The sequence below is a fragment of the Nocardia sp. NPDC127579 genome, assembly GCF_042672005.1.
Classification (GTDB): Bacteria; Actinomycetota; Actinomycetes; order Mycobacteriales; family Mycobacteriaceae; genus Nocardia.
Genome location: NZ_JBHXVZ010000009.1, coordinates 296352 through 320556 on the forward strand (window position 1 = coordinate 296352; position 24205 = coordinate 320556).

Annotated in this window: 27 protein-coding genes and 2 pseudogenes; 10 read left to right on the forward strand and 19 right to left on the reverse strand. The window is 66.3% G+C overall.

The features are described 5' to 3' along the window. Positions 1-16 precede the first annotated feature (16 nt). Positions 17-961 (reverse strand): ATP-binding cassette domain-containing protein, encoded by a 945-nt coding sequence (locus ACFVMC_RS28315; RefSeq protein ID WP_379215224.1) that lies wholly within the window; start codon positions 959-961, stop codon positions 17-19. 158 nt (positions 962-1119) lie between these two features. On the opposite strand from ACFVMC_RS28315, the gene ACFVMC_RS28320 reads away from it, so the two are divergent. After that, positions 1120-1851, forward strand: a complete 732-nt coding sequence (locus ACFVMC_RS28320; RefSeq protein ID WP_379215226.1) for a TetR/AcrR family transcriptional regulator — start codon at positions 1120-1122, stop codon at positions 1849-1851. Here ACFVMC_RS28320 and ACFVMC_RS28325 read toward each other — a convergent pair. From ACFVMC_RS28325 to bcp, 6 genes and pseudogenes are all read right to left on the reverse strand, one after another. Continuing rightward, positions 1848-1910, reverse strand: a pseudogene (locus tag ACFVMC_RS28325) (peroxiredoxin); the annotation flags it as partial. The gene ACFVMC_RS28320 and the pseudogene ACFVMC_RS28325 sit on opposite strands and share 4 nt — an antisense overlap. Positions 1911-1932: 22 nt before the next feature. Next, the gene (locus ACFVMC_RS28330; RefSeq protein ID WP_379215228.1) at positions 1933-2250 is read right to left on the reverse strand and encodes a hypothetical protein; all 318 of its coding nucleotides are present in this window, start codon (positions 2248-2250) and stop codon (positions 1933-1935) included. A 38-nt stretch (positions 2251-2288) separates the two neighbouring features. After that, on the reverse strand, positions 2289-2651 hold the full coding sequence (locus ACFVMC_RS28335) for a hypothetical protein (RefSeq protein ID WP_379215230.1): 363 nt from the start codon (positions 2649-2651) through the stop codon (positions 2289-2291). 64 nt (positions 2652-2715) lie between these two features. Beyond that, positions 2716-3129 (reverse strand): hypothetical protein, encoded by a 414-nt coding sequence (locus ACFVMC_RS28340; protein ID WP_379215339.1) that lies wholly within the window; start codon positions 3127-3129, stop codon positions 2716-2718. A gap of 135 nt (positions 3130-3264) precedes the next feature. Then, positions 3265-3417: pseudogene (locus ACFVMC_RS28345) on the reverse strand (helix-turn-helix domain-containing protein); the annotation flags it as partial. Between the two features lie 74 nt (positions 3418-3491). Further along, entirely contained in the window at positions 3492-3962 is a 471-nt protein-coding gene (bcp, locus tag ACFVMC_RS28350) for a thioredoxin-dependent thiol peroxidase (protein ID WP_379215232.1), read from the reverse strand. A 72-nt stretch (positions 3963-4034) separates the two neighbouring features. On the opposite strand from bcp, the gene ACFVMC_RS28355 reads away from it, so the two are divergent. After that, positions 4035-4259, forward strand: coding sequence for a DUF3618 domain-containing protein (locus ACFVMC_RS28355; RefSeq protein ID WP_379215234.1), 225 nt, complete (start codon positions 4035-4037; stop codon positions 4257-4259). Between the two features lie 68 nt (positions 4260-4327). Here the strand turns inward: ACFVMC_RS28355 and ACFVMC_RS28360 are convergent, their stop codons facing one another. From ACFVMC_RS28360 to ACFVMC_RS28370, 3 genes are all read right to left on the reverse strand, one after another. After that, the gene (locus tag ACFVMC_RS28360; RefSeq protein ID WP_379215235.1) at positions 4328-4621 is read right to left on the reverse strand and encodes an excalibur calcium-binding domain-containing protein; all 294 of its coding nucleotides are present in this window, start codon (positions 4619-4621) and stop codon (positions 4328-4330) included. A gap of 130 nt (positions 4622-4751) precedes the next feature. After that, positions 4752-5075 (reverse strand): hypothetical protein, encoded by a 324-nt coding sequence (locus ACFVMC_RS28365; protein WP_379215236.1) that lies wholly within the window; start codon positions 5073-5075, stop codon positions 4752-4754. Positions 5076-5163: 88 nt separating this feature from the next. Continuing rightward, positions 5164-5739 carry a transglycosylase SLT domain-containing protein gene (locus ACFVMC_RS28370; RefSeq protein WP_379215238.1) on the reverse strand — a complete coding sequence of 192 codons (576 nt, stop codon included), beginning with the start codon at positions 5737-5739 and terminating at the stop codon, positions 5164-5166. A gap of 754 nt (positions 5740-6493) precedes the next feature. Between ACFVMC_RS28370 and ACFVMC_RS28375 the strand changes: the two genes are divergently transcribed. From ACFVMC_RS28375 to ACFVMC_RS28385, 3 genes are all read left to right on the forward strand, one after another. Next, a complete protein-coding gene (locus ACFVMC_RS28375) occupies positions 6494-6793 on the forward strand; it encodes an ArsR/SmtB family transcription factor (RefSeq protein ID WP_379215337.1) in 300 nt (99 codons plus the stop codon). A gap of 96 nt (positions 6794-6889) precedes the next feature. Further along, positions 6890-8716 carry a phosphoenolpyruvate carboxykinase (GTP) gene (locus tag ACFVMC_RS28380; RefSeq protein WP_379215240.1) on the forward strand — a complete coding sequence of 609 codons (1827 nt, stop codon included), beginning with the start codon at positions 6890-6892 and terminating at the stop codon, positions 8714-8716. 2 nt (positions 8717-8718) lie between these two features. Further along, positions 8719-10341 carry a SulP family inorganic anion transporter gene (locus ACFVMC_RS28385; RefSeq protein WP_379215242.1) on the forward strand — a complete coding sequence of 541 codons (1623 nt, stop codon included), beginning with the start codon at positions 8719-8721 and terminating at the stop codon, positions 10339-10341. On the opposite strand, the gene ACFVMC_RS28390 is transcribed toward ACFVMC_RS28385, so the two are convergent. Together ACFVMC_RS28390 and ACFVMC_RS28395 are read right to left on the reverse strand one after the other, a co-directional pair. Then, a complete protein-coding gene (locus tag ACFVMC_RS28390) occupies positions 10328-10675 on the reverse strand; it encodes a zinc ribbon domain-containing protein YjdM (RefSeq protein WP_379215244.1) in 348 nt (115 codons plus the stop codon). The two genes, ACFVMC_RS28385 and ACFVMC_RS28390, sit on opposite strands and share 14 nt — an antisense overlap. A gap of 10 nt (positions 10676-10685) precedes the next feature. Continuing rightward, positions 10686-11495 (reverse strand): alpha/beta fold hydrolase, encoded by an 810-nt coding sequence (locus ACFVMC_RS28395; protein WP_379215246.1) that lies wholly within the window; start codon positions 11493-11495, stop codon positions 10686-10688. A gap of 253 nt (positions 11496-11748) precedes the next feature. Between ACFVMC_RS28395 and ACFVMC_RS28400 the strand changes: the two genes are divergently transcribed. Continuing rightward, positions 11749-12969 (forward strand): acetyl-CoA carboxylase biotin carboxylase subunit family protein, encoded by a 1221-nt coding sequence (locus ACFVMC_RS28400; RefSeq protein WP_379215248.1) that lies wholly within the window; start codon positions 11749-11751, stop codon positions 12967-12969. Beyond that, on the forward strand, positions 12966-14204 hold the full coding sequence (locus tag ACFVMC_RS28405) for an MFS transporter (RefSeq protein WP_379215250.1): 1239 nt from the start codon (positions 12966-12968) through the stop codon (positions 14202-14204). The genes ACFVMC_RS28400 and ACFVMC_RS28405 overlap by 4 nt, the downstream gene beginning before the upstream one ends. A gap of 9 nt (positions 14205-14213) precedes the next feature. Here the strand turns inward: ACFVMC_RS28405 and fabG are convergent, their stop codons facing one another. The 3 genes from fabG to ACFVMC_RS28420 form a co-directional block, all read right to left on the reverse strand. Beyond that, positions 14214-14912, reverse strand: a complete 699-nt coding sequence (gene fabG / locus ACFVMC_RS28410; protein ID WP_379215251.1) for a 3-oxoacyl-ACP reductase FabG — start codon at positions 14910-14912, stop codon at positions 14214-14216. Positions 14913-14955: 43 nt separating this feature from the next. Next, positions 14956-15897 carry a hypothetical protein gene (locus tag ACFVMC_RS28415; RefSeq protein WP_379215253.1) on the reverse strand — a complete coding sequence of 314 codons (942 nt, stop codon included), beginning with the start codon at positions 15895-15897 and terminating at the stop codon, positions 14956-14958. Between the two features lie 369 nt (positions 15898-16266). Then, the gene (locus tag ACFVMC_RS28420; protein WP_379215254.1) at positions 16267-16923 is read right to left on the reverse strand and encodes a DUF3558 family protein; all 657 of its coding nucleotides are present in this window, start codon (positions 16921-16923) and stop codon (positions 16267-16269) included. Positions 16924-17076: 153 nt separating this feature from the next. Here ACFVMC_RS28420 and ACFVMC_RS28425 point away from each other — a divergent pair, with 153 nt between their 5' ends. From ACFVMC_RS28425 to ACFVMC_RS28435, 3 genes are read left to right on the forward strand one after another with little or no spacing between them, the layout of a single operon-like run. Next, positions 17077-17946, forward strand: a complete 870-nt coding sequence (locus tag ACFVMC_RS28425) for a hypothetical protein (RefSeq protein WP_379215255.1) — start codon at positions 17077-17079, stop codon at positions 17944-17946. Between the two features lie 39 nt (positions 17947-17985). After that, complete coding sequence (locus tag ACFVMC_RS28430) at positions 17986-18675, forward strand: J domain-containing protein (protein WP_379215257.1); 690 nt, start codon at positions 17986-17988, stop codon at positions 18673-18675. Beyond that, positions 18672-19070: a hypothetical protein gene (locus ACFVMC_RS28435; protein ID WP_379215259.1), complete on the forward strand. Its 399-nt coding sequence runs from the start codon at positions 18672-18674 to the stop codon at positions 19068-19070. Before ACFVMC_RS28430 ends, ACFVMC_RS28435 begins: the two co-directional genes overlap by 4 nt. Positions 19071-19079: 9 nt before the next feature. Here the strand turns inward: ACFVMC_RS28435 and ACFVMC_RS28440 are convergent, their stop codons facing one another. From ACFVMC_RS28440 to ACFVMC_RS28455, 4 genes are read right to left on the reverse strand one after another with little or no spacing between them, the layout of a single operon-like run. Continuing rightward, on the reverse strand, positions 19080-19478 hold the full coding sequence (locus tag ACFVMC_RS28440) for a hypothetical protein (protein ID WP_379215260.1): 399 nt from the start codon (positions 19476-19478) through the stop codon (positions 19080-19082). Next, the gene (locus ACFVMC_RS28445) at positions 19475-21010 is read right to left on the reverse strand and encodes a hypothetical protein (RefSeq protein WP_379215262.1); all 1536 of its coding nucleotides are present in this window, start codon (positions 21008-21010) and stop codon (positions 19475-19477) included. Before ACFVMC_RS28445 ends, ACFVMC_RS28440 begins: the two co-directional genes overlap by 4 nt. A gap of 11 nt (positions 21011-21021) precedes the next feature. Further along, positions 21022-21321 (reverse strand): hypothetical protein, encoded by a 300-nt coding sequence (locus ACFVMC_RS28450; protein WP_379215264.1) that lies wholly within the window; start codon positions 21319-21321, stop codon positions 21022-21024. Then, positions 21318-24173 (reverse strand): ATP-binding protein, encoded by a 2856-nt coding sequence (locus tag ACFVMC_RS28455; protein WP_379215266.1) that lies wholly within the window; start codon positions 24171-24173, stop codon positions 21318-21320. The genes ACFVMC_RS28450 and ACFVMC_RS28455 overlap by 4 nt, the downstream gene beginning before the upstream one ends. Between the last annotated feature and the right edge of the window lie 32 nt (positions 24174-24205).

A 24205-nucleotide genomic window follows, 5' to 3' on the forward strand; every position in this document is an offset into this window, starting at 1 on the left:
CGTGGTTCCTTCGGGTTCACGCGGCGGACTCGGCCGGGTGGCCGGTCAGCGCGAAGAAGACGTCGTCGAGGTCGGGCACGTGCACGGTGACCTGGTCGACGGCGATATCGAGTTCGGCGAAGCGGTTGAGCAGCTTGCGTACCTCGTCCGCGTGCCCGGCGGAGGGCACCTGCAGGCTCAGCTGTTCGGGATCGGCCTGTCCGTCGACGACTCGCAGGGCGGCGGCGAGAGCGTCCCGGTCGCCGAAGGCGAGCCGGATGTGCCCGCCCGGCGCGAGCCGTTTGAGTTCGGCCGGGGTGCCTTCGGCGACGATCTTCCCGTTGTCCAGCACCGCGATTCGGTCCGCGAGCTGGTCGGCTTCCTCCAGGTACTGGGTGGTCAGGAAGATGGTGGCGCCGTCGGCGGCGAGCCGCCGGATGACCTGCCACAGGTCGCGGCGGCTGCGCGGGTCCAGGCCGGTGGTGGGTTCGTCGAGGAAGATGATGCGCGGCCGCCCCATCAGGCTCATGGCCAGGTCGAGGCGGCGGCGCATACCGCCGGAGTAGGTGGCGGCCCGGCGGCCGGCGGCGTCGGTGAGATCGAAACGGTCTGTCAATTCGGTGGCGCGCGTGCGGGATTCGGCGCGGTCCAGGTGTAGGAGTTTGCCGGTGAGCCGCAGGTTCTCGGTGCCGGTGAGCACGCCGTCGACCGCGGCGTACTGACCGGTGACGCCGATCAACCGCCGCACCGTGTCGGCCTCGTGCAGGAGATCGTGGCCGAAGACGCGCGCTGTGCCGGTGGTGGGCGCGCTGAGCGTGGCGAGGATGCGGACCAGGGTGGTCTTGCCGGCGCCGTTGGGGCCGAGCAGGGAGAAGATGCTGCCGGCCGCGACCTCCAGGTCGATGCCGTCGAGCACCGTGTGCGCACCGAACGACTTGCCGAGTTGGTGGACCGCGAGTGCGGGCGGTGGTTGTGGGGACATCAGCAGAGCTCCGATCCAAAACTGTGTATGCACTAAACTCAGTTTATAGAGTAAACAGTTTAAGGGCGCAAGAGTTGGAGACCGCTTGCGCGGTACCGGGTAGCAACGAGCAGGATTGAGCCCACACCCGCGGGTGCAGGAAGGGAGCATGAACGTCGATGGCGACACCGGAGGACGGGGCGATACCGAAGGCGGTGGCCCTGTTGTGGGGGCTGGACACCGGCGGCGAGCGCGGACCGAAACGCGGTCTCAGCCTGGATCAGATCCTGGAAACCGCCATCGAGATCGGTGACGGCGAGGGTCTGGCGGCGATATCCATGGGCCGGATCGCCAAGCAGCTCGGCTTCACCGCCATGTCGCTGTACCGCTACGTCGACAGCAAGCAGACTCTCTTCGAAATGCTCCAGGATCGGGTACTGGGTCTACCCCCGGAGATCGTGCCCGGCATGCCGTGGCGCGACGGCCTGCGCCGCTGGGCGCAGGCCGAATTCGCCGCCATCGAGGCGCACCGCTGGTGGCTCGACATCCCGGTGCACGACCCGCCGATGGGGCCGAACAATATGGCGTGGCTCGAAGCCGGGCTGGCCACCTTCGACGACACCCCCCTGCCGCCCCCGCTGCGCATGCAGTTGCTGATGAACATGACCTTCTACGTCATGGGCCGGGCGCGAGTGGCGCGCAATATCGACCCGACCGACAGCTCCGACGACGACTTCGGCGCGGTGCTGGCCACCCTGATCGATCCGCGACGCTTCCCCCGCGTCATCGCGGCCTTCGCCGACTTCCCCTTCGGTGACGACGAAATCGACTGGCAGAAACTCGATTTCGACTTCGGTCTGGAGCGGATGCTGGACGGCTACGAAAACTTCATCCGCTCCTTCGAGACCTAGACGCTCAGATCGCGCCGCAGTTTGGCGACATGGCCGGTGGCGCGCACGTTGTACTGGGCGCCACACGCCTCAATCGTGAGTTCACCGGTTGCCGAGCCGCCGCACGGGTGGCAGTGGTTTCGGGGCGCGGACCATCGCGCTCAGGGCATCCCGGGCTTGGTTGCGCAGTTCGGCGGGCACGGCCAACCAGGATCTGTGCAAGGGGTCCTGCAACTGAGTCGTGAGGATTTGGACTCGCTTGGCATCGTTGCCGGACATCTCGCGGGCATCCGCCCGCGGATTGGTGATCGCGCACGCCAATAAGGCCGCATCGTCGAGATGGCGATCGCGGTCGCGTGAATCCTCCAGATAGGCGGCACCTTTGAGTACCAGTGCCCCGAGAACGTTCGGCACACTCACTGTGATGGTGTTGCCTTCGGACAGTTCGATGTCGCAGTTCACGGTCTTGCGGAGCGCCGAGGTACCGGCCGGAATGCGAAATACTCGCGTCCCGCCACGGTCGGGCGATGGCTCGGCGCCAGATGATCAGCGATCATGACATCGATTTGCTGAGGACCCCGTTCGAATCGGTGCACAGGTGTTTTCCGATTGGTCGGGAGATGAAGCTGATAGCCCACCGATTCCAGGGCACGTCGGGCCCGCCCGAATGTCGTTGCACCGGTCTCGATATGTAGAACCATGTCGATGTCGATGGTTGCTCTGTGGATCGGCAGGTTGGCATGTGCGGCGTGGATTTGGACCATCAGACCGCCGACCAATGTCCACAGGTCGCCGGGGAAAACCGAGACGAGTTCGGTCACCTGTGGCCAAGGTGGGCCCCAACCGCCTACTGGAGCCTGTATGCGCCAGAGTGGGCGGTCGACGCTATCGCTCATGATGGCGCATCTTTGTGAGCAGTTCGGCGAGTTCGTTGTGGCCAGCCCGACTCTCGCGGGTATCGAGAGATTCGGCCAAATCGATGGCGATCGCTGCCCAGGGGGTGCCATCGGCGTTGAACGCATCCTCGAACGCTGTAGTGCGAAGAACTATCTCACCTTCCGGATCGGGGATGAGATGGAAATGGTCTACCAGAGTTGCCAGTTCGGAGGTCGGGATATACCCATCGACTCCCGTGGTCTCGGAAGTCAGATCGAAGCGCTGCCAGTCGGGGTGTTGCGTCGCGGATGATCCGGTCGCCGCGATGTAGTTCGGCAGGTTGTGCCGAGCATCGGAGTTGCCGCGGAAGTGATGGGTGTCAGCTCTGTTGGAACTCAGATGTGTGAGCTCTTCCGCGTCCATTCTGCGGAGCCGATGAGTGAGCCGAGTGCGTTCGGCAGGAGATATCCACGCGGGATTGGAGCCGGAAAGCAACGTCAGCGCGCCCCATGCTGTGCGCTGAGTCCAAATTCGCCCGGGGTGTCTGTGTTGCCGAACGAGTCGGTGCACTGATCCAGCATCGATCAGGAGGGTGCGTCCGACTCGCCTGACCACATCGATTCGGCCAGCGGATGCCATGCGGGCAACCTGGCGGGGTGAGATGCCGAGTACCTCGGCCGCCTGGGCGGCCGTCATCTCGTTCATACACATATAGTCCCCCAAAAGACTATATGTGTAAATAGATACTGCTCAGAGCGTCTAAATGTGTGGCGATATGTGCTCGGCTATACCGACAGATCGCGCCGCAGTTTGGCGACATGGCCGGTGGCGCGCACGTTGTACTGGGCGACCTCGATCTTGCCCGCCTCGTCCACCAGGAAGGTGGATCGGATGACGCCGACGACGGTCTTGCCGTACATGGTCTTCTCGCCGAACGCGCCGTAGGCGGAGAGGACCTGCTTGTCCGGGTCCGACAGTAGCGGGAAGGTCAGCTTCTCGGCATCGCGGAATTTGGCCAGCTTGGCGGGTTTGTCGGGGGAGATGCCGACCACTTCGATGCCCGCGCCTTCCAGTTCGGCGAGGTTGTCGCGGAAGTCGCAGGCTTGTTTGGTGCAACCGGGTGTGCTCGCGGCGGGGTAGAAGTAGACGATCACCTTGCGGCCGCGGTAATCGGCCAGCGAGACCTCGGCGCCGTCGGCGTCGAGCAGCGTGAACGCGGGGGCGGTGTCGCCGGGGGAGAGTCGTTTGTCGGTCACTCCTGCACGGTAACCCACCCCGCCGATACCGACCGATACACTCGGACCCAAATCCGACAGGAGGACACAAGAGTGGCTAGGGATACCGAGCGGATCGAGCGGGAGATCGAGCTGGCCCGCACCCGGCTGGCGAGCACGCTCGACGAGATCGCGGTGCGCGCCGATCCGCAGCGGATCGCCGACGACACCAAGCACATGGTGCTGGCGAAGCTGAACGAACCCAAGGTGAAGTACAGCCTGATCGGCGCGGGCGCGGTCGTCGTCGGCCTGGTGCTGGTCAAGGTCTTCCGCCGCTGACCGGAAACCGCGGCGCGGCAATAAAAAACACCCGGTGTCACCACCGGGTGTTTTTCGTTTCAGCTGTATCAGACTGTCGGGCAGGCGAACCCGTCGCCGTCCGGGTCCAGGTGCGGGGAGTAACCCTGTTCCCCGCGGAAGAGCGGCGCGCGCCCCTGCGCGATGGCTTCGTCGCAATTGCGGAAGGTGCCCTGGGCGGAACCGGTCTGGGACAGGCCAGCCGAACCGGTCGCGGCGGAGCCGGTGTCGATGGCGGACGAACCGGTGCCCGAGGACCCGGTGGGGTTGGCCATGGCGGCGGGCGCCGCGAGGAGCGTCAGGCCCGCGACGGCGGCGCTGACGGTGAGCCGGCGAACGTTCATGTATTCCTCTGTGTCTACTACTGCGGTGGTCTGCTGCGGTTGGGTTGGCGCACGGTCAAGCGACGCCGCATCACACTGTGGTTACGGTCGCGCCGCTTGTCAACCGCGCACAATACCGATCATCGCGTGCTCAGTCCGCAGACCATGGCCTGACAGGCGGTTTCACCCACAGTATTTTTTCCTCCGCAGATGGTCGCCGCGCGGCCGGATGTCCGGGATTCCGTGTCGCCCAAGCGGTTTTCTCGTCGAGCAGGCGGGCGACGACCGTCCAGGTTTCATCGGTGCTCGGCGGGTTGGTGTCGGCGGCGCGGGCCAGTTTGCGCCGCGTGGCGGCGGACAGATCCAGGACTTCGGCGCCGCTGATATCGCGATCCCAGAGATAGGTGGCCAGGCGGCGCGCCTTCTCGGCGCGCCGGTTCACCGACACGTCGGAGTGCGCGTAGTCATCGGCCACCGGCCGAGTGTATGCCGGAAGCCCCGGACCGATACAGCGGTCGCGGGGCTTCTCGAACTATGCGTTTGTTTGTTCAGTTGTCGATGAATCAGTACGCCGAGTTGACGTTGTCCATCGAGCCGTAGCGCTGCGCGGCGTAGTTGCAGGCCGCGACGATGTTGGAGACCGGATTCCAGACGTCGAACTCGGTGCCTTCCACGTGGTAGGTCTGGAAGGTGGGGTCGATCACCTGGAGCAGGCCCTTGGACGGGATGCCCATGGCGGCGTTGGAGTCCCAGAGGTTGATCGCGCCCGGGTCACCAGCGGATTCGCGGATGATGTTCCGGTGGATGCCCTCGTAGGTGCCCGGGATGCCCTTTTCCTTCATGATGTCGAGGGCTTCGCGGATCCAGCCGTCGAGGTTGTCCGGGTAGTCGGCAGCCGGCTCCGGCATCGGGGCGGGGGCGGCGGCAGCGGCCTTCTCGACCGGCGCGGCGGCCTTGACGGCCGAGGCGGCGAGGTTGGTGGCCGGCTTGGCCTCGGAGATCATGGCGACACGCGAGGGAACGCTGTCGTCGGCCACCGACACCGCGGAGGAGGCGGCGACGGCCGCGATACCCAGGGCAGCCACACCGAAGGTCAGGCCTTCGCGGAGGTTCGGTCGTCGGAGCGTGGAGAGCTTCATTACGTAGTCGGTTCCTTGTTCGGGGACAGGGTCGATCCGGCCGCGTAGCAGCGCGAATCCTTGGCGGGCTACCATGTGGGAGGCTCGCCGCAGAGCTGTGCTGTTGTCTGGTTTTGTTGTGGGGGAACTCTGTCCCCGGACACGACGCAGGTCGGGGTGCGGACATCGGGTCTGCGCTCCTAGGCGCTCCCTGGTCCGCGGCGTCGCGCGGAACTTCTCGTCACACCGACGAGAAGGGTGAATCGGAATGGGGATCGCGAGCTGGATGCTCGTTCCGCCAACCGCCGCAGGATCATGTTCTGTTCCTGGCCCAAGCGGTTCATTTCCGAATGGGGTTTGTACTTCTCCTTGGTCTAACCAACTTCGGGTCTGTTTGCGACCTCGTTACAGAGTGATCACGGAAGGTGAACACAGGGTGAACGAAAAGCGAACGGCAGGGTGTAGCGATCTTGGTTTGCGCTGGCCAGAGCGCATGAAACCGTCGCTATGCGGGGAGTTTGCCCCTCGCTTGCCCGTGCTCCAGGTCACAAAAAAATCTGTAACTAATCCGTGATTTAAGGTTTAGACCCTGGCGGGCGCGTCCGATTTGCCAGAAATGCGGCGACTTCATTACGAACTGATCAATCGTCCAGAAGCCTTGTATGTCCGGATTTGCGCCTCGATCGGCGGGTTGCTCTGCTTGCTAAACTGTGCAATCAGGACGATGTGGAGAGGGAGTGACGGCGTGCCAGGGTTGCGGCGACCGCTCTATCAAATGAAGGCCGACTTCTTCAAAACCCTCGGCCATCCCGTGCGGATCCGAGTCCTCGAACTGCTCAGCGAACGTGAGTACGCCGTCTCGGAGATGCTCGCCGAGATCGGCATCGAGCCGGCCAACCTCTCCCAGCAGCTGTCCATCCTGCGCCGGGCGGGGCTCGTCGTCGCCCGGCGCGAGGGGCTCTCGGTGACCTATGAGCTGACCTCGCCTCGGGTCGCCGAGCTGCTCGCCGCGGCCCGCGCCATCCTGACCGGAGTGGCCGCCGGGCAGGTCGAAGCCCTCGAAAAGCCCGCATAGACCCATCGCGCCCCGGCTCGGTAGGGTGTGTGCGGTTCACTGATTGCATCTTTTCTAAAATAAATACGTTGTTGTTTTCGCGAAGGAGAATTCGTCGTGCCCGAGCAGTCCACCACCGACCACGAGGGCGTCGCGGCCTGGGTCGCCGAGATCGCCGAACTCACCGCCCCCGCGCAGGTCGTGTTCTGCGACGGCTCCCGTGCGGAATGGGACCGGCTGACCGGCCTGCTGGTCGACAAGGGCACCTTCGTCGCCCTCGAACAGAAGCCGAACTCCTTCTGGTGCGTGTCCGACCCCGACGATGTCGCGCGGGTGGAGGACCGGACGTTCATCTGCTCGGAGAACGCCGAGGACGCCGGGCCGACCAACAACTGGGTCGACCCGGTCGACATGCGCACCGTGATGACCGAGCACTACCGCGGCGCCATGGCCGGGCGCACCATGTACGTCATCGCCTTCTGCATGGGACCGATCGATGCCGAGGACCCGAAGTTCGGGGTGCAGATCACCGATTCGGAGTATGTGGCGGTGTCCATGCAGATCATGACCCGCTCCGGTGCGCCGGTGTGGGAGAAGCTCACCGCCGGAACGGATTTCGTCAAGTGCCTGCACTCTGTGGGCGCGCCGCTGGCCGACGGTGACGCGGACGTGCCGTGGCCGTGCGACAAGACCAAGTACATCTCGCACTTCCCGGAGCGCCGGGAGATCTGGTCCTACGGTTCGGGTTACGGCGGCAACGCGCTGCTGGGCAAGAAGTGCTTCGCGCTGCGCATCGCCTCGGTGCTCGGGCGCGACGAGGGCTGGCTGGCCGAGCACATGCTCATCCTGAAACTGACCTCGCCGCAAGGGAAGACGCATTACATCGCGGCGGCGTTCCCGTCCTCGTGCGGCAAGACCAATCTGGCCATGCTCGAGCCCGCACTGCCCGGCTGGAAGGCCGAGACCGTGGGCGACGACATCGCCTGGATGCGGTTCGGCGCCGACGGGCGGCTCTACGCGGTGAATCCCGAGGCCGGATTCTTCGGCGTCGCACCGGGAACCGGCGCCAAGACCAATCCCAACGCGATCGCCACCATCGACGGCGGCAACTCCATCTTCACCAACACCGCCCGCACCGACGACGGTGACGTGTGGTGGGAGGGATTGACCGGCCAGGCGCCCGGCCACCTGATCGACTGGCACGGCCGCGACTGGACCCCGAAGTCGGAAGAGCCCGCCGCCCACCCGAATTCGCGGTACTGCACGCCGATCGCGCAGTGCCCCTCGGTGGCGCCGGAATGGGACGACCCGGCCGGCGTGCCGATCTCGGCGATCTTCTTCGGTGGCCGGCGCGCCACCACCATCCCGCTGGTCGCGGAATCCTTCGACTGGGCACACGGCGTCTTCACCGCGTCGGTGCTGTCCTCGGAGACCACGGCCGCCGCGGCGGGCCAGGTCGGTGTGGTGCGCCGCGATCCGATGGCGATGCTGCCGTTCCTGGGCTACCACGTCGGCGACTACTTCGCGCACTGGCTCGGTCTGGCCGAGCGTGAGGGGGCGCGACTGCCGAAGATCTTCCAGGTCAACTGGTTCCGGCGGTCCGCGGACGGCAAGTTTCTGTGGCCCGGTTTCGGCGACAATGTGCGCGTGCTGAAATGGGCGCTGGAGCGCCTGGACGGTGACGCGCCCGCCGAGGCCACGCCCATCGGCTACGTGCCCACCGCCGAGGCCCTGGATCTGGACGGATTGACCGACGCCGAACGTGAACTCGCCGCCGCCGCGCTCACCGTGCGGCTCGACGAATGGACGACCGAGATCGACTCGATCGATCAGTGGTTCGCCACCATCGGCGGCAACCGTCTGCCCGAAGTCCTGCGCGAACAGCTGGCCGCCTTGAAATCCCGGCTGGCAGCGCATCGTTCATCCGAAGTCCAGGCGCACTGACCGTGCGGGCGCTGCTGCCGACCTGGTCCGACTGGCGACCGGCGGTGCGCTCGCCCGGGGCCGACCTGCTGTCCGGTCTGATCGTTGCACTGGTCGCGCTACCGCTCGCGCTGGGTTTCGGCATCAGTTCCGGTCTGGGCGCGGCGGCGGGCCTGGCCACCGCCGTCGTCGCCGGTGCCGTGGCCGCCGTTTTCGGCGGCTCGCGCTTCCAGGTCTCCGGGCCGACCGGGGCCATGACCGTGGTCCTGGTACCGATCGTCCACCAGTACGGGGCGGAGGGAGTGCTGGCCGTGGGGCTGCTGGCCGGCCTCCTGCTGGTGGTGCTCGCGATCGCCGGGGTCGGGCGTGCGGTGCGCTATATGCCCGCCCCGGTGATCGAGGGATTCACCGCCGGGATCGCGGTGGTGATCGCGCTGCAGCAGTTCCCGTCCGCGCTGGGGATCGCCCAGGCCGAGGGCGAGAAGGTGTGGCAGGTCGCGGCCGACGCGGTACGGCAGTACGCCGCGCAGCCGCATGCGGTGACACTCGTGACCGCGCTGGTCGTGGCGCTCGTCGTGTTGATCGGCGGACGATATCTGCCGAAGCTGCCGTTCGCGCTGATCGCGGTGGCGGCCGCGACCGTCGCGGCCCGGGTCTTCGATCTCGACCTGGCCCCGATCGGTGACCTGCCGTCCGGATTACCCGCCCCCACCGTGGGTTTCGTGCATCTCGACGAGATCGGCGCGCTGCTGGCGCCCGCGCTGGCGGTGGCCGCGCTCGCGGCCCTGGAGTCACTGCTGTCGGCCACCGCCGCCGACTCCATGGCGGTCGGTACCCGGCACGATCCGGATCGGGAACTGCTCGGTCAGGGCCTGGCCAATATCGCCGCGCCGCTGTTCGGCGGGGTGCCCGCCACCGGCGCGATCGCGCGCACCGCGGTCAATGTGCGCTCCGGGGCCCGCACCCGGCTGGCGGCGCTCACCCACGCGGCCGTGCTGGCCGCCATCATCTACCTGGCCGCGCCGCTGGTCGCGCATATTCCCTTGGCGGCGCTGGCGGGCGTGCTGCTCGCGACGACCGTGCGCATGGTCGAGACCGCGTCGCTGGCCGCGATCGCACGCGCCTCCCGGGGTGACGCGCTCATCATGGCGATCACCTTCCTGGTGACGGTGGCGCTGGATCTGGTGAGCGCGGTCGCGGTCGGCGTCGGCATCGCGGTGCTGCTGGCGCTGCGCGCGGTGGCGAGAGAGGCTCGGCTGCACCAGATTCCGCTGGAACAAAGCACCGAGCACCTGGCCGAGGAGCACGACCTGCTGCACGATCACATCGTCGCCTATCGGCTCGACGGTCCGCTGTTCTTCGCCGCCGCGCACCGTTTCCTGCTCGAGCTCGCCGAAGTCTGCGATGTGCACGCGGTGATCCTGCGCATGTCGCACGTCACCGCGCTGGACACCACCGGGGCGCTGGTACTCAAGGACGCGATCGGAAAACTCGAGCATCGCGGGATCGCGGTGCTCATGTCGGGCCTGCGCGCCGATCATCACCGCCGGCTCGCGGCCCTCGGCGCGCTACCCGCGGGCCGGCTGTTCGAGCACACGCCGGACGCCATCGCCGCGGCGCGTGCGCTGGTCGTCAAATCTTCTTGACCACACTGGATTTGAGCTGCATCGGGCCGATACCGTCGATCTTGCAGTCGATATCGTGATCGCCGACGCCGTCGACCAGGCGGATATTGCGAACCTTGGTGCCCGCCTTGATCCCCGTGGGGCTGCCCTTCACCTTGAGCGACTTGATCACCGTGACCGTGTCGCCGTCGGCGAGCACATTGCCCACCGCGTCGCGGATCACAGCATCGGCGGCGCTCGCCTCGGCGGGCGCGGCCGACCACTCGTGTGCGCACTCGGGGCACACCAGCAGCGCGCCCATCTCGTAGGTGTAGACGCTCGAACAGGCGGGGCAGGGCGGCAGGGTGTCCGTCATGGGTACGTCCTCATTCGGTAGCGGTCAGGAAGTCGACGAGCACGCGATTGACCTCGTCCGGGCGCTCCAGATAGCCGTAGTGGCCGCACTTCTCGATCTCGACGTAGCGAGCGCCCGGGATCGCCTCGGCGACCTCGCGGCCGAACATCGGCGGGGCCATCCGGTCGTCGGCGAAACCCACGACCAGGCTGGGCACCCGGATGCGCGCGTACTCTGCGAGCCGGTTCTGGGAGCGGTCCATGGCCAGCTGCGCCAGCACGCCGGGGGAGGGTTTGGTGCCCGCGCTGTATTCGAAGATGTCCAGCCACTGCTGGGCTTGGTCCGGATCGGCCAGCGTATGCGGCGAGAGGTTCAGCATCGCCTTGATCGAGGCCGCGTATTCCGTGGGCAGCGTGACCTTTTCGGTGATCATCGCCTGCTCGCCGCGGTTCAGCAGCTGGGCCAGGGGATGCGGTCGCCCGACCGTGGCCATCATGACGGCCTTGCGGACCAGTTCCGGGCGGGCCAGCGCGAGCTCCTGCACCACGCGCGCCCCCATCGAGGTGCCGACCACGTGAGCCGGGCCGCCGAGATGCTGGATCAGCGCGGCAGTATCGCCGACCAGGTCCTCGAAGCGCATGCCGCCGAGGCCGCCGTCGGTCGGCGCGATCCCGCGATTGTCCATCGTGGCAACCCGGAACCCCGCCTTGACCAGCGCGGGCACCTGGTAGGACCGCCACACGCTGCCGGGACTGCCGGTCCCCATGACAAGCACGACCAGCGGTCCGTCCCCGCTGACCTCATAACTGAGCTGAATCCCGTTCAGGTTTGCGATGGGCATGCTCGTCTCCCTGTACACCGATAATTGATTGCGAACATTAGCAACTGCCCAATCGGCACCGATCGGCGGACTTGCCGGGAGGAGATTTCACCCGGGTCGGCCGCCGCGGCTACGGAGCAACAGCACGGTGGGATCCTTCCCTCACGGGCCCGCGGTCGTTAGCTGGCATGTCACCGAACAGTCACCTCCGGCCAGTTCGGTTAGCTTCGGCAACAAGATCAGACCGGAGGAAATCGTGCGGCCCCATGTGGTTGTGATTCATCGTGTACGTGGAGTCGACGTCTCCTACCTCGAGCGCCTCGACCACGAGTCGACCGCGGTGACGTATGTGTGCGCCGAGAACGCCGTGGCCGGGATACCGGGTGTTTCGGCGGCGGAAGTGGTTCCGCTCCAGGACATGTCGGAGGTCGGTCCGGTGGTGCTGGATCTGGCGCGACGGTGGGGCAGGCCGGAGCGCATCGTCGCGCTCAGTGAATTCGATCTGCTCGCGGCGGCGGAACTGCGGGCCCACTTCGCGATTCCGGGCGACCGGCCGGACTATGTGGCACCGTTTCGGGACAAGCTCGTCATGGGGCGGCAGGTGGTCGCTGCCGGTGTGCGGGCGCCGGAGTTCGCGCCCGCGCCGAACCTCGCCGCGGTCGAGGAATTCGCCGCGGTGCACGGGTTTCCGCTGATCGTGAAGCCGCGCCTGGGTGCCGGTAGCCGCGATGTCGTCAAACTCGATTCGATAGACGATCTGGCCGCGCTCCCCGATCTGGCCGCGGAACCCTTTCTCGTGCAGCGCTTCTGCCCCGACGAGGTGGGCGCGGTCGACGGTGTGTGGACCGGCGCCCGGCTCGGGCCGTGGCGTGCCTCCCGATACGTCGGCACCTGCCTCGAATTCGCGGCCAGCGCACCTAGTCTCGGCTATGTCGAAATCGACCACCCGGTGCTGAACTCCGCGCTCGCCGAATTCGCGACAACCGTACTGACCGCACTCAGTCCGAATACGCCCTCGGTCTTCCATCTGGAACTCTTCCTGGGCGGCTCGGACACCGCGCCGGAACCGCGATTTCTGGAGGTCGCGGCGCGGGTCGCCGGTGGGGAGACCAGTCACCTGTGGCGTGAGCTGCACGGCCACGACCTGTTCGGCACGGCACTGGATCTCCAGCTGGGACGCGAACCCGTGATCGCACCGCTGCTCGAAGGCGTGGTCGCGGGGGAATTGCTCGTCCATCCGCCGGTGTCCCCGCCCTGCACGGTACTGGCTGCCCGGCTCGACGTCCCGGACGCGAATGCTCCCTATTATCAGTCGATTCCACGACCCGGGTCGGTGATCAGCGAGAGCTTCGGCTACACCGGTGTCGGTGCGGCCTTCCGATTCCACGGTGCGTCCACCGCGCAGGTGGTGGCGTCCATGCGGCGCACGGCTGAGCGATTCGTATTCGAGTGTGCGCCCGGCGCGGCGGCCGCGACCCTGGTGCGGTCGGCGTGAACGATTCGATTCCCGGCCGATTGGCGCTACCGCCGCGCGGCCCACGTCGCACACTCGCCCTGATCGCCGCCATGGCAGCGGTTTTCTCCGGTGTCTACCTCTCGACCGTCGTGCTGTATTTCACTCGGGTGGTGCATATTTCGTCCATGCAGGTGGGTGTCGGGCTCAGCGTCGCCGGTGTCGCCTGCATTGCCGCGAACGTACTCGCGGGACGTACTTCGGACCGGCGCGGGCCGCTGCTGGTGCTGCGCGCGGGATTGCTGGTGGCGGCGGGCGGCACACTCGCCTTTCTCACCGTGCGCGGTTTCGCCATGTATCTGGTGATCGTGCCGATCACCGCGGCGGGGCAGGCGGTCGTCCAGCTCATGATCTCGACGCTGATCAGCCGAATGGTCACAGACCGCCCCAACGAGTTCCGCGCCTACATCCGGACCATCCTGAACCTGGGCATGGGTATCGGGCTCGGATTGTCGGCGGTTGCGGTGCAACTGGATTCGGCCGAATTCTATCGGGTGACGATGGTGGTCGGCGCGATCTGCCTGCTCGGCGGCACCGTTCTGGTCGAACGGCTACCCGACCCGGGCCCCGCTGCGGCCGAGCGGAATTCGCCCGCGGACCGCTGGATCGTGTTGCGCGACCGGCCATTTCTCGCGCTGACCGCTCTGGATGGAGTGCTGTCGCTCCAGGCGTGGATTCTGACGGCGGCCCTGCCGCTGTGGATCCTGGAGCGAACGACGGCGCCACGCTGGGCCGTCGTGGTACCCGACCTGATCAATATCGCGCTCGTCGTCTGCTGCCAGATCCAAGTGAGCAGGACCATCGTCACCGCCCGCGACGGCGCGACCGCCATGTGGCGCGCGGGCCTGGCCTTCGGTATCGCGCTCGTGCTGATGGCGGCCGCCCGCGACCAGCCGGCCTGGGTCGCAGTGACCGCCGTGGCGATCGGCGCGGCCGTATTGACCATGGGCGAAATCCTGCAGACCGCAGGCGGTTACGAGCTCGCCAACGCCCTGGCGCCCGAGCACGCCATCGGTCAGTATCTGGGCGTCTTCGGCAGCGGCATCCGGCTGGCCGACACCGTCGGCCCGCTCCTGCTGATGTGGCTCTGCCTGGGCCTGGGCGTGCTCGGCTGGTGCATCGCCGCCGGTCTGCTGGTCGCCGCGGGACTCATGGTGCCGCGAGTCGCCCGCTGGGCCGAAGCGACCCGCCCAGCGCGTGCCCTCGTCCCGGCCTAGCCGAATCCCTCAGTGCCCCATGCCGATACCGCCGTCGACATTGATGACGGTGCCCGTGATGTAGGCCGCGCCGGGGGAGAGGAGGAATGCGGCGGTGGCGGCGATCTCCTCCGGCTTGCCGAACCGGCCCAGTGGAATATGGGACAGCGCCGTCTCCACCACCTTCTCGCTGACCGCGGCGGCCATGTCGGTCTCGGTGAAACCGGGCGCGATCACGTTGGAGGTGATGTTGCGTGAGCCCAGTTCGCGGGCCAGCGATCGCGCGATCCCCACCACACCGGCCTTGGCGGCGGTGTAGTTGACCTGGCCGGGCATGCCGGACAGACCCGAGGCCGACCCGATGATGACGATGCGGCCGTTGCGATGCTTGAGCATGTTCCGGGTGGCGCGCTTGACGACCCGGAAGACACCGGTGAGATTGGTGTCGATCACCCGCCCGAACTGCTCACTGCTCATTCGCATGATCAGCGTGTCGTCGGTGATGCCGGCATTGGCGATCACCGCCTCCACCGGGCCGTCCTCGGTTTCGATCAGCTTGAACGCGGCATCCACCGATTCGTCATCGGTGACATCGCATTCGACCCCGCGCACCCCGTCCGGCACCGCGGCCCCGCGATGCGTGCCCCACACGGTGTGGCCTTCGTCGACGAGGCGGCTGGCGATAGCGGCTCCGATACCGCGATTGGCTCCGGTCACTAGGACACGCACGGGTTGGACCTCCGGGTAGATAGACAGTGGAACAGCTGGGTGCTCAGGCCGAATCGCCCTGTACCAGCAGAATGATGGCGACCGGGTCGCCGTGTTTCTCGCGCGCGGAATGCAACGCGAAAGTCGAGGCGAGGAAAGGGGCTCCGTCGATCTGGATCGGCTGCTCGGCGGCTTCGGGCGACTGCGGGTTGGCGAGCTGATCCAGGTCCACCTGGTCCAGGATCTGGCCGATGCGGGCCTCGCCGAGCGGCGCCAGGCGACCGACGGTGGTGATCGGGATCTTGTTGTTGGCCTCGACGAGCAGCAGGGTCGCGCGGCTGTAGCGGATGAGTGAGGCGATATTGGCTTCGATTTCGCGGGTGGCGATCTTGAGGGTCAAGCCGTAGAGCGTGCGCTGCCCGCTCGCGTCCACCCGCAGCCGGCAACTCGACCACATGTGCACCCAGTCCGCGCCTTCGGGGCGCAGGCTCCAGTAGCTCTGGATCAGCAGGCCGTCGTCGCCGGTCAGGGCGTCGTAATAGCCCCCGACCATCGACCACGCGTCCTCCGGGTTGAGCCAGGTGAACAGATACTGCACATGCCGTTCCTCGCCCGCTTGCCGGCCGTCGCCGATCATCGCGGGATCGTCACCGCTGGTGCGCGTGGTCATGGCGGTCATGTCGAGCACCCAGGCGTTGTAGGTCGGGCGCGGATCGGGCCGCTGCGGCGACAGCCACACCACCAGTCCCACCGGCGTGCCGTCCGCGGCGTCGATCCGGTGGGTTTCGACCACCACGCCATCGACTCGCGGAATCTCCGCGCCACGCGCCGATGCCGCCACCACGGCCCGGAACAGCGCCTCGCCGGCGCGATCGAATCCGAGCTTTGGTGCGCAGCGACGCAATGGCCGGGCTACGCGGTCACCCCCGGCCGAATGGACGAATACGTCGTCGGAAAGTTCGGTGCCGATGAGATCGACCGCGATCCACATCGCCGGTAGTGCCATGTCGCACAGCATAAAGCAGCGAAATTCCACTGAGCCGGACCGAACTTGCCAGGTGAGAGCGTAGCCGATAGCATCGCTCGGTCGCGACGTGCTCGTCCGCGACCGCGCCGGTAGGTGAGTGATTCCCGCCCGGAAGCAGGGGCCCGCAAAAGTGGGTCTGCTTTGGGATGCCTGGAATCGAGACCACTGTTGCCGCACTTACCGATCCGCTACGGATATCACAACTGTGAAACATCGCACACACCCGCTCCCGGGGCGATAGCCCGCGGCCCCCCTCGCCTTCGTCGCCAGCGCGGCACGTGATGCGGGTACGCCGATTCGGAGGGGGATCGACGTGCACCGGCTTCGCGTGCCGCACCGAAACGGTGTCTACTCAGGCAATTGGTCGACCAGTGCCGCGGCGATATTGCCCACGTCGTTGCAGGAATTGAAGGCATCGGTCTGCACCTTCAAGGTCTTGACCGTGAACGTGACGAGGCCGTACTGCGTGGCGGTGCTGTGGTAGCACCCCAGTTTGCTGGTGTCCTGGGCCGCGCGATACTGCACCCCGCTGCGCAGGCCGATCGAGGTCGGAACGAAGTTCACGTAATTCCCGGTCGCCTTCAGATCCGCCTCCGTGGCGGTGGACGAGACGATATGCAGTTCGAGAGTATTGCCGACCGACTTCCACTTGCAGGTCAGCGCGCCCGAACCGTCCAGGGCGGCGACCTTCTCCTTGGAACCGGTGTCCAATCCCGCTGCGGCCAGGGCGGAGTCCGGCAGCGCGCACGGATTCCAGATCGATGCTCCCGCAGGCTGTTTCGCTGGAGCCGGGGTCGCCGTGGTCGCTTCCGCCGACTCGGGCTCGGACGCGACCGTCGCGCTGCTCGGTGCCGCGGCAGCGCTGCTCGCCGCCTTCGTCGTCGACGCTGTTGTCGTATCGCCGGCCGCCGACCCGGCACCCCCTGCTCCGCTACACCCGGCCAGCAGCAACGCCACACCGGCGGCCGAAGCCGCGACACCGATCAAGGTAGATCTCCCGGACATGCACGAAACCCTTTCCCATACACCTGTTTCGAAGGAGATCCGGCGGGTGGTCGGCCTCGTTACAGACATCCGCCGAACCGTATGGGCCGCAACCGCTTCTCTGTAGGAGACGTGTGATCGCTCAGCGATCCGAGCGTGCCAGAGGAGATCGCGATGCTGAACCACCTGACCGATGGGCTGCCGATCGGCTTGGCCAAGTCCGCGGCGAGAGCGGCCGCCAGGACGGCGGCACGGGCGACGGTGGCCGCGTACAACGCGAGCCTCGAGGCCGACGCTGCGCGGAATCGGCAGCAAGCCGAGCAGGATCGGTTCGATGAACTGGAACGAAGGCAGGCCGAACAGTTCGATGCGGAGCGGGCACACGCGCAGGCGCAGGCAGAGCACAACCGGCAGATGCTCGAGATCCAGCAGCGCAATGCGTGGATGACCTACCGGCAGACCGCGGACGGGCGTGCGTTCCAGGAATGGTGCGATCGGGTGCTGCCGCTGGTAGAAACGCTCGAGCGCAGGAACAGCGAGTGGCTGACGGCATTCGAAGAGATCGTTCGGCAATCGATTTCACGGGCCGAATGGGCTGCCGAAGAAGGGGATCTCGAGCACACCTGGCAGTCCGACGGCGTCACCTACGGCTATCTCACCTTCCTCCCGAGCGATCACGAGCTGCGTTCCGGGTGGCGGCGCACGCTGATCGAGCCGGGTAAGCGCAAGGCCGTCCTGCTCGAGGTGCGCGAGCACCTGCATCGGCAGCGCGTCGAATACTTCGGCTGCGACCCCGTCATCGAACCTGGCGCGCGACCGCCCGGTTGGGCTGTCGACGACGCGAATTGGCAGCTGGCGGCGATGATTCGAGCCTTCATCGAAACTGCCTACACCACCTATCCGGCACCGTCGGAATTCCCGGAACTGGCCGAGTTGCCGCCGTTCGTGGCGCTGAACGAGGTGAAACCGCCGCAACTCGCCCAGGTCATCCGAGGGTGGATCAATCCTGACGGCAACAGCGACTACCTGACCACGGCCGGCTAGACGCGCCATCGACCTGGCCGGCACCACGGACGGACCCCATTGGACAACTACTACGAACTCCTCGGCATATCTCCCACGGCCCAGCCCGATGCTGTGCGGGGGGCGCTCACCGAGGCGCAGCGTCTGTGGCTGCGGCGTACCGCCCTGCCCGATCTGGATCGGCGTCAAGAGGCGGAACAGATGGTGCGCAGGATCGACCGGGCGAAGGCGGTTCTGCTGGACCCCGTGGCGCGTTCCGCCTACGACAGGAAGCTTGCGCCGCCGCGTGATTCGCCACCGGGCAGAACACCGCCGCGTCTGCCCACCGTCGACGAATCCGCGATGCCCGTCGTGCGACCGTATGCGCCTGTTCCGTTCGGCCAGACAGGTCCCGCCGCGGATGATGACACGGAACCCACTGCGGTGCTGAAGGATTCGAAGCCGAGCACCCCGGACGACCCGATGCTGACGATCTCGCTCGCCCTGTCGGCCGTGAGCCTGCTCAGCTGTCCAGGGATGATCGGCACCTCGAAGCACGTACTCGCGACCCTGCTGGTCTTCTTGACCAGTTCCGTGCTGAATCTGTGGGGGTTGGGATTCGCTGTCGCAGGCGCGCGCCGGACCGTCCGGGCCGGCGGGAGTTGGGGAAGCGCGGGACCTGCTCTCGGGCTGGCAATCGTCGGCCTGTCCTGGATAGTCGTCGTCTGTCTGGTCGACGCCAACTCGAGCGAGCCGATATTCTTCCGATGAGCCATTCGAAATCGATCACAGTCGGCGCCTTCGCCGCCTCTTTGGGCGGCGCGGTTCTTGTCGCGTTCGAAGTGGCGGCGGGGGCGGCCCGACCTGCCACCGCCGGCGAAGCACAGGACATCAAGGCTGTCGTGGAGCGGGCGTTCACGGCAGGCAACGATCTATCACTCTCGTTCTGCGCGAGCTTTCTCGAAAACAAGGCGGCGGTCGGACGATTCGACCCCGGTCCGGTGACCATCGATGAGCTCGACGACGTGAAGGTCAGAGGCGCCGTCGGGCGAGTACGAATACGATTGGCCGCTCGCGATGATCCATCGAACAGGTGGACGGGCACGGTCGAGCTGGCGCTCGTGGATGGGCAATGGCGGGTGTGCCCCGGCGCGTACTCCGAATAGCCGCGAAATCTATTCGCCTCCGTTCTCGAGCTGCTGCCGCCGGGCCTCCTTCGCCTCCCGTACATAGAGATCGTCGTCCCATGAAACATCCTCGTGGGACGGCGGATCCCCTTTCCAGGAGAAGAACCACTCGATCCACTCCTCGCTGGGCAGTTCGCTGATCGAGGAGCCGTCCACCGCGAGCTGGCGGGAGAACGCTTCCGCTGCCGCCCGGTCGACCGGCTCGTAACGTTCCCAGTTGCGATCGTCGGAAGTGAACCAGTCGACCCTTGCCGGATCGTACTGCCACTGTTGAATTCCTTGATTCCAGACCAGCGCATCGCCTGATCGATTCTTCACGAATAGTGTAAAGGGCGGTGTCTCATTGAATTTGCCTTCGCATACCGCAGTGTAGTAGAGCATGCTCACTCCCGGATCTCCTCGTTGTGCCCGCTGAATTGAGCTGTGCCCAATTCGAATTGCCTTGCCGCCCATTCCGGGTCGCGACCGTTGTTCTCGAGCCAGTCATCGTAGTCAGCCCAAAGATCCGGGTGCTTTCTGCGCCACGTCTCGAAACCGGTATCGGCCGGTGCCCATCGGCTTTCGATTCCTGGTGGAATCCTGTCGGGAAGCCCGAGTTCCTTGTTGACACGGAGTGTTCGGAGAAGCGCGTGGACTCTGCGTTCGATCGGCTCGTCCTTGTTTCGAAACACCTCGTAGTACTCATGGGTGAGCTTGTTGGCGCGCCAGCTGTCGGCAGTCGGAAACTGAAGTTCGAACTGTGCTCCATCGGGAGATTTCACGGTCGTGTTCATGCCGAGATACCGATTGTCTGCCTTCCAGAAGTTCTTGATGTCGACGACCTCGTACCCGCGTTCCTGTAGCTGTCCGAGTGTAGCCTCGAAGGCGGGGCGATAGTCTTCGCCTTCCGGCAGCTGTATCGAGAAGCGAATCAGATCGTTCTGCCGTTCGACGAAGTCGGGTACCGTCTCACCAGGTTTCCGCTCCGTCAGGTACTTTCGCTCCAGCGATTCCGGCGCTTTCACTCGGTGATCCTCGCCGAGGAGCTCCGGCGGTTCGTCATTCAGCTCGAGGTCCTCGATGACGCCGCCGATCGTTTCGCGCAGGTCGTCTCGGGTTCGATCGGCCGCAGGTCGGGCAGCGGCGACGGCTTCGGAGATATAGCGAGAATCGTCGGCGGGCAACTCCGCGACCCCGCGATCCGCGGGCTTGGCGGCGTAGACCGGCCGCTCGGCGGAACCCTTCAGTTCCCCCGGCAGCAGGCTGCGCTGCTCCGCCGCTCGGAACAGCGCGATCTCGCCCCAGGTTTCGGCGACCTGCCCCCGGTGGTGGCGGATGTCGCCTTCGTCGCCGCCGACACGGAGAGTTCCATCGGGCAGTTCTCGAATGTCTACGCCGAGTGCGTTGCGTTCGCGGCGGGCCCGGTCCCATTCGTGCGGCCAGTCCTCGAGCCGATCGCTCGGATCGTGGATGGCGGTCGGCACCTGATCCAGCTCCGCCATGCGGGCTGCGGCAACGCGTCTGTTGTCCAGGCTCGCCAGCTCGCCGGTCTCCCACCTCACGGCATGGACCGGACCGCCGCGCCAGCCTCCTTCCCGCATGGCCGCGGCGAGATCGGTGATGGACAGCCCGTCGGAAGTGGCCGGACTGATGCTGCGCTGGGTGAATCGCACTTGCGCTGCCGGCACCATCTCGGTGACCGACAGCGCCTGTTCGAGGCCATCCCGTTTGCTCGGCGACAGCTCATCGAAGGAGTCGAAGCCGAGATCGCGCAGCGTGGCCGGGCGATACGAGTCGGCCGATTGCGGTCCCGACGCCGAGTCGTGGGTGCCGGGTCCGCCGCGTTGCCCATCGACAGCCTGGCTTTCGTCCTGCGGTGAGCGGCTCGAACCCTCAGCCGCCGCAGTCTGATCGGCTGTGCCGCTGCGTAGTTCCCGCATCTGACACAGCGCTAGTTGCCGTCGCCGTCGCCGCTGCTACTGTCGCTGGCGTTGTCCGCAGAGAGCGGCTCCGGGCTACCGGTCTCGGCGTCGGTCTCTTTGTCGTTGGCCTTCGCATACCCGGGCTCATCGGCTTCCGCACGCCCGCCCGGCATTTGATCGAACTTCGACATTCGCTCGTTACTGGTTTCGCGCGGTTGCGCGTCCACCCTGTTGTCGTCGACTTCTGTCTGATTCTGACCAGCGTCGGGCCGGTTCTCTTTGGTGTCCTCGATACCATTGGAATCGCCACCTGGACGCAGTTCGCTCATTTCGTGTTCACCTTCCATTGGGACTCGTTCTCGAGCAATGGCTCGAGAACTTCTTCGGGCCATGACCCAGCTATTCGGAGGAACCTGCTTCCTTCGCGTAATCTATTGACTGGTATACGTTCTCGAGACGTTCTCGAGAGTGCGGCGGCCAGCCGGTTCGGCGTGCCCGAGCCGAATACGATCGAACGATTCGGCAGCCAGCTGCTCGGATCATCGCGCAATTGATCGAACTGCTCTGCCGGACTGTCACCCGGTACGACGAGTCCGCGGGCTTTCCACGCGGGAGTCATCGGATGCGGGCCACCCGTCGTCTGCTTCGCGCATTTCGCCAGTGTGCGTATGACGTCCGCCCAACGGAATCGCCCTGCCTGCCATTCGACTTCGAATCCGCTGCAACTGCGGTCGAGGCGGCGCGTTCGTGCGACCGACCAGAGCAGGTGGTCGGTCAGATCCTCCGGCTGATAATGCGCCGCCAGCCCGGCGTACCTGTCGTCTACCGCGGTTCGAATACCGTGGGCGATCGCCTCGTCGAGTACGCCGGAAGAGATCCCGTTCGAAAGTCCGGCCAGCCAGGCGGGATCCGGGACCGGCGATGGACTTCCTGTCAGGTGTGCGATGACGAGCAGTTCGATCCAGATCACGAGCCGGGGGTCGTCGGCGAGCCGTCTGGCCACCTCGAGCTCGAGCAGTGTCAACGGCGCTGCCGACCCATGGATCTTCGCGTCGCCGCACGCCTTCTCGGTGCTTTCCCGGCCTTCCCCGACCGGTACCCGCACGCGGATGGGCCGGTCCATACGGTCGGCGAACACGGCGGCTTCGCCGGGCGCCATGGCGACGACGCTGCGGGACTGCGCGTCATCGAGATTCATCGATGCGCCGACGAATTCACGGTCATCCGCGGCGGGGAGCCGGTGCATGATCTTGAGCGCGGTGTTCTTCACGACCTCCGGCGCGATCTTCACCGGGATCTGTTCGGCGACCACGATTCCCTCACCGTAGGCGCGGATCTCGGCCAGCAGGCCCGCGAACAATTCGACGCCGTGCTCGGCGGGAGAACCCGGTAGCGCTTGTTTCAGGAGGCGATGGGCTTCCTCGACGACGGTGACGTGTCGCAGGGTGGCCGGACCTCCGTCGGCTCGGATGCGCAGGTGCTCGAAGACTCGAATCAGCACCGCGCCGATGAAGAAGGCCTTGTCCTGGTCGTTGCCGACGTCCTCGATCTCCAGGACGACGTTGCGCCGCAGGAGATCACCGATGTCGAGCGGATAGCGACCTTCGAAGAAGACGCCCGGCGTGCCGAGGGCCAGTGAGCCGATACGGACGTCGACGAAGCCGCGAACATTGTCGGCCACCTCTCTTCCGTAGCCGATGTCATCGACCACCTCCAGTGCGACCTCGCGTAGTTCGGACATCCGCGGATAGCGCGGGGTGGCCTTCGGATGGATGGACGTTCCGACGACGGTGTTCCAGCCGAGGTTGGTGTAGGCGCGATTCAACGCCTTCGCGAGCACCTGTGGAAACGGCTCCTCGGCATCGAAAGCGGCAAGGAACAACGCGCGGATGAGGTCGATATGCGTCTGCACGGGGAATCCGGGTTCGGGTTCGAGCGGGTTCAGCCCAACCGGGGCCGCGTGTGGATCCCCGGGCCGGATCACCGTGACGACATCGTCGATCCGACCGGCCATGCGCGCGTATTCGGCCTTGGCCGGTTCGATGACCAGCCAGGGAATTCCCCTGCCGTGCAACCCTTCCAGGAGATGCCGTACCGTCTGCGACTTTCCGGATCCGGTAGCCCCGGCCACGAATGCATGGCGGTTCAGCGTGTCCAGGGAGACCGAGAATTCGCCGACTTCCTGGTCGGCGCTGTCGAGGACGACGCCGATGCCGACCTCGCCGGGGCGTTCGGGTGTCTGATCGAAGACCGGTGGTTCGATCACCCGGATACCCGCAAGTTCCCGGCGTGGTGGCCGTGCGAGTGCGGCCACCAGTTCGCTGGTGGCCGTGAAGGGAGCGGCGAACTCGTCGGTGGCGTTCTCGTGCGCGGCGAGCGCACCGGCCAGGTCGAAGCTTCCGGGCAGCGGTCGCACCGTGTAGGGAAGTTGGTCCAGGTCTGACGAACTGCACAGCAGGCGAGCGGCCTGCTTCGCGCTCGCCAGGTCCGTGCCACCGACGAGAATGCGCACCGACCACAGGCCGGCGGCATGCGCTCGCGCCAGTTCCCGGAAGCGGGCTTCGCCGCGCAGCAACGCAACCCGATCGGATTCGACATTCTCGCGCCGCCGCAAACCGGGCAGTTCCCGGTTCAGCCGGGCGAGTTCGGCATCGACGGCCGCAGTCGGGAGCGGTTGGGCCACCACCAGCCAGGCGAAACCGCCGTTGATGTGCGCGACGTAGTCTTCGAACCCGCCCCGGCCGGGGGCTGTGGTCTCGGATCGGCCCTGTGGACCCCACAGCGGATCGGAACGGCCCGCACAGCACATCCAGACCGGAAACGACGCCCATTCGCGGACGAGTCGACCGGCCGGCATCCGCTGGCCCCGGCTGCCCGGCGGGTACAGCACCGGCAGTTCGGTTCCGGCACTGCTTCGTTCGACGCTGGGATCGACCGGGCGGCCACCGTGCAGCACGCGCAGCTCCCGGGTGCCGGGCAGACGATCCCACGCGATGGCGAGAGCGCCGTCGTCCAGGTCGCCGAGTTCCGCATGCGCGGCGGTGAGCCCGGCGAACAACTGAGCCGCGATCTTGGTGTCGGTCAGATCCTCGCGTTCGACATCGTTCGGCTCGGCGTACAGGCGTGGTGTCGCGGTGATGCGGTGGAATTCGAATCGGTCCAGGCTCGGTGCCGCGCTCATCGTGGTGTCGTGGACCTCCCTACCAGGCGACG

What these genes read in the sequence shown, in the direction of transcription:
- ACFVMC_RS28455 (WP_379215266.1), bottom strand. Translation starts at nt 24,173, where the DNA reads ATGAGCGCGGCACCGAGCCTGGACCGATTCGAATTCCACCGCATCACC.
- ACFVMC_RS28435 (WP_379215259.1), top strand. Translation starts at nt 18,672, where the DNA reads ATGAGCCATTCGAAATCGATCACAGTCGGCGCCTTCGCCGCCTCTTTG.
- ACFVMC_RS28415 (WP_379215253.1), bottom strand. Translation starts at nt 15,897, where the DNA reads ATGGCACTACCGGCGATGTGGATCGCGGTCGATCTCATCGGCACCGAA.
- ACFVMC_RS28450 (WP_379215264.1), bottom strand. Translation starts at nt 21,321, where the DNA reads ATGAGCGAACTGCGTCCAGGTGGCGATTCCAATGGTATCGAGGACACC.
- ACFVMC_RS28340 (WP_379215339.1), bottom strand. Translation starts at nt 3,129, where the DNA reads ATGGACGCGGAAGAGCTCACACATCTGAGTTCCAACAGAGCTGACACC.
- ACFVMC_RS28445 (WP_379215262.1), bottom strand. Translation starts at nt 21,010, where the DNA reads ATGCGGGAACTACGCAGCGGCACAGCCGATCAGACTGCGGCGGCTGAG.
- ACFVMC_RS28320 (WP_379215226.1), top strand. Translation starts at nt 1,120, where the DNA reads ATGGCGACACCGGAGGACGGGGCGATACCGAAGGCGGTGGCCCTGTTG.
- ACFVMC_RS28420 (WP_379215254.1), bottom strand. Translation starts at nt 16,923, where the DNA reads ATGTCCGGGAGATCTACCTTGATCGGTGTCGCGGCTTCGGCCGCCGGT.
- ACFVMC_RS28375 (WP_379215337.1), top strand. Translation starts at nt 6,494, where the DNA reads ATGAAGGCCGACTTCTTCAAAACCCTCGGCCATCCCGTGCGGATCCGA.
- ACFVMC_RS28390 (WP_379215244.1), bottom strand. Translation starts at nt 10,675, where the DNA reads ATGACGGACACCCTGCCGCCCTGCCCCGCCTGTTCGAGCGTCTACACC.
- ACFVMC_RS28360 (WP_379215235.1), bottom strand. Translation starts at nt 4,621, where the DNA reads ATGAACGTTCGCCGGCTCACCGTCAGCGCCGCCGTCGCGGGCCTGACG.
- ACFVMC_RS28425 (WP_379215255.1), top strand. Translation starts at nt 17,077, where the DNA reads ATGCTGAACCACCTGACCGATGGGCTGCCGATCGGCTTGGCCAAGTCC.
- ACFVMC_RS28395 (WP_379215246.1), bottom strand. Translation starts at nt 11,495, where the DNA reads ATGCCCATCGCAAACCTGAACGGGATTCAGCTCAGTTATGAGGTCAGC.
- ACFVMC_RS28315 (WP_379215224.1), bottom strand. Translation starts at nt 961, where the DNA reads ATGTCCCCACAACCACCGCCCGCACTCGCGGTCCACCAACTCGGCAAG.
- ACFVMC_RS28370 (WP_379215238.1), bottom strand. Translation starts at nt 5,739, where the DNA reads ATGAAGCTCTCCACGCTCCGACGACCGAACCTCCGCGAAGGCCTGACC.